This is a genomic window from Luteimonas sp. MJ250, assembly GCF_039548455.1.
GTDB lineage: Bacteria > Pseudomonadota > Gammaproteobacteria > Xanthomonadales > Xanthomonadaceae > Luteimonas.
On sequence record NZ_JBCLVB010000024.1, the window covers coordinates 1 to 3,034 of the forward strand.

The window sequence follows — 3,034 nt, forward strand, 5'->3', positions numbered from 1 at the left end:
CCATTGCAATCCTCACAAGTGAGCGGGCCCGGATCTCGGACCCCCGAGTAAGAACCCTTGCGGATGAGATCATTGAGGCTCAACGCCGTGAGATTGGCGAGATGGAGTCATTGATCAGTGACCTGCAAGATCAATCGACCGAAAGGGCGCAGGAGTGACGTCTAACAATTCGTTCAAGCCGATGCCGCTTCGCGGCACGGCTTAACTCAGGTGTTAGGCCGCTTGGGGAGAAGGTGGTGCGCCTGATAGCGATGCTGGCTGTGACCTGCTTGATCAGTGCATGCGTGAGCACGCCCGAAGCCCGGACGACGCAGGTCGGTGGGTGCGATCTATCGGGAGTTCTCGCTCGGACTGATATAGACCCGTACACGCTCTGTACCGCTCGCGCGCTGGCAAAGCGATGTTCCGCATCTGACCAATGCTTCATCAGGTGCGAAAGCCGAGGCGGTCTACCCGAGATTGGAGGCGGCTGCTCCCATGTCTGCCACGGCCAGGTCCTAACGGACGAACAGTATGCTAAAGAAGGTCCTAGCCTCACTGAGGAAGCGGCCGCATGCTATAGCAAGTGAGCGGCCTAACAAGTCATTCAAGCCGATGCCGCTTCGCGGCACGGCTTAATTCTGGTGTTAGGCCTTGTTTCCCGCACTGTTGTTGCCGGGTTCCAGGCAATCTGTAGCGCCTCGCTTGTCCGCAGCGTTTGCACCTCGCACGCGCGGTGCAGGCATCAGCAGTCAGACCTGCAGTACCTCGGCTTCGGCCAGGCGCGACTCTCCGCAAGATTCGACCCGCCGCGTCGGCTTCGGGCAGTGCGCGGTGAGAGTTCTTGGTCGCGCGACTTGATCTTCTAGGCTCCGCTCGCGCCACGTGCCAGATCAAGCTCTCCAGCAAGACTTGTTGTACTGTTGGGCTCAGGGGTTGGGCCGTCGCGGGTCCGGGCGTAAGTGCCGGGCAGCGGCGGCCTAACAAGTCGTTCAAGCCGAATCCGCTTCGTTACGCAAAACACATGGCAGGTAAAGCTTGCCATGTGTTTCGCTTCACTACGCTGCTCGGCTTAACTCTGGTGTTAGGGCCCATGAGTAAGACGTCGCTAGGGTGTTGGTTGGGCTTGGTGCTCGCGCTCCACACCTCTGGCGCGCTCGCGAGCATCCCATGCGAGGTACTACGGCCGCCTGCTATCCACTCGCTTCAGCAATCTAGCGCTGTGGTGGCAGCAATGGCTGAAGCAGTATCGCTTCGGGCAGCAGATGGCCAGATGAGGCAAACCATAATTTGGCGGGTCAACGAGTCCTGGAAGGGCGTCCACCCAAAAGGAAGTACATTCACAACCCGCACAAACGTCGTTGAGCCCATAAGAGGTGGCCAGGCTTTCCTGCTCTACTTGAGCGGCAAGGAGCCCTACGAGATCGATACTTGCTCTGGGCGCAGCGCGCCGCTACAAGAGTCGCTGCAAGACGTCCGTGAGCTGTACAAAGAGTTCGACAGGACTCGCCAGCTGGGCCCTAACAAATCATTCAAGCCGACGCCGCTTCGCGGCGCGGCTTAATTCTGGTGTTAGGCGCGCATGGAACTCTCCGGCATTGCATTCACGGCACTAGCTGTCCTTCACTCGCTTGCGGGGCTCGTATTGCTGGCCTTCACGTCAGACGAGGCGTTTCAGAGCGCCTGTGTCTACGAGGGGCGTAACCCTCTCGTAGGCGACATCCTGAAGTACCTTGTGAGTGGCGCAGGGCTTTCGCTCGCGGCGTGTGGATTCGCAGTTTTCTATCTGCCTATAGCCGTGGTCGTTCTGGCATGGATCTCGCTGACATGCTACGCGCTCACTTGGTTTGTTGATGCAGCAGCGACTCGATCGTGGCCAAAGCTGTGCATTGCTTGCACAATTAACTTTGCCGTGAGAGCGGCAGCGGCATCAGCGCTTACGCTGGCGTACCACTATGCAGTGCGCGCCTAACAATTCATTCAAGCCGACGCCGCTTCGCGGCGCGGCTTAATTCAGGTGTTAGGCGGCTGGGGAGAGGGTATGGCTTCTGAATTTGAGGATAAGATTCGAAACGATCTTGCGAAAGCAGGGATGCTCTCGGAGCTACTCGCACGAAAAGCCTTCGAAGATGCCGGATGGAGCGTTAGAGGGCCCGGCGCTTATTTTGATAGAGAAGTAGAGAAGTCGCGGGAAGGCGATTTCTATGCAACTAGCGTGCGAACGGTTAAAGATAGTGGCGAGACCTGTGTTAATTCTGAGTTTACCGCCGTTGCGGAAGTAAAAAAGTCAGAACGCCCTTGGATTGTTTTCAAACGCCCCCTTGCGGCCCATGATCACGGATGCGCATGGAACAACCTGATTGCACGGGTAAATCTGCCGTGCAGCCCAGTAAGGCTTGTTCCTTCGCTATCCGAACATTCCCTGCTGAAAGTTGCTGGGTGGGAGGGCGCAGGCATCCACGAAGCCTTTAAGTCACCTGATCAACCGTCAAAATGGTACTCCGCGTTTGTTTCATCGCTGAAGTGGGCTTATCAAATGCGAGATGACAGGCCTGACTCAGAGGAGATACAGAAGGATCTAAAGTCCAACCCAACGGAGTTCTACTTCTTTCAACCTGTAGTTGTGCTAGATGGCCGACTTTTCTCTGCTGAGCTGGACAAGGATTCAAATATTCAAATTTCCGAGATAAGCTCAGCGCCGTTCAGATTCTCGTACGAGTCCAAATTTTACGAAAAGAGTTCCTTCAGGGTCGATCTCGTAACTGTCGCCGGGCTCCGTGAATATGTAGAACTTCTTGAAAACCGCCACCGATCCATTGTTGATGGGATCGCGAAAGAGGCAGGTCTGGATGTCACGGGCGACTAAGCGCGGGGAGCCGCCTAACAATTCGTTCAAGCCGATGCCGCTTCGCGGCACGGCTTAACTCAGGTGTTAGGCATCACATGAAGATTCTCGCGCTTGTCCTTTCTGCGCTTCTACTCACAGGGTGCACGCATCGCTATAAGTACTACGACTTCTATCCGGCTTCTATAAATGTAGTCACCGGTCACATTC

The 3,034-nt window shown here is 56.1% G+C and carries 2 protein-coding genes; both read left to right on the forward strand.

Annotated elements, in window-relative coordinates:
- The first annotated feature begins 32 nt into the window (after positions 1–32).
- Positions 33–158 carry a DUF305 domain-containing protein gene (locus tag WCE37_RS14680; RefSeq protein WP_343279992.1) on the forward strand — a complete coding sequence of 42 codons (126 nt, stop codon included), beginning with the start codon at positions 33–35 and terminating at the stop codon, positions 156–158.
- A gap of 1,862 nt (positions 159–2,020) precedes the next feature.
- The gene (locus tag WCE37_RS14685; RefSeq protein ID WP_343279991.1) at positions 2,021–2,845 is read left to right on the forward strand and encodes a hypothetical protein; all 825 of its coding nucleotides are present in this window, start codon (positions 2,021–2,023) and stop codon (positions 2,843–2,845) included.
- The last annotated feature ends 189 nt before the right edge of the window (positions 2,846–3,034 follow it).

Excerpts from the sequence above, each read along its gene's own strand:
- WCE37_RS14685 (WP_343279991.1), top strand. The coding sequence starts at position 2,021 with ATGGCTTCTGAATTTGAGGATAAGATTCGAAACGATCTTGCGAAAGCA.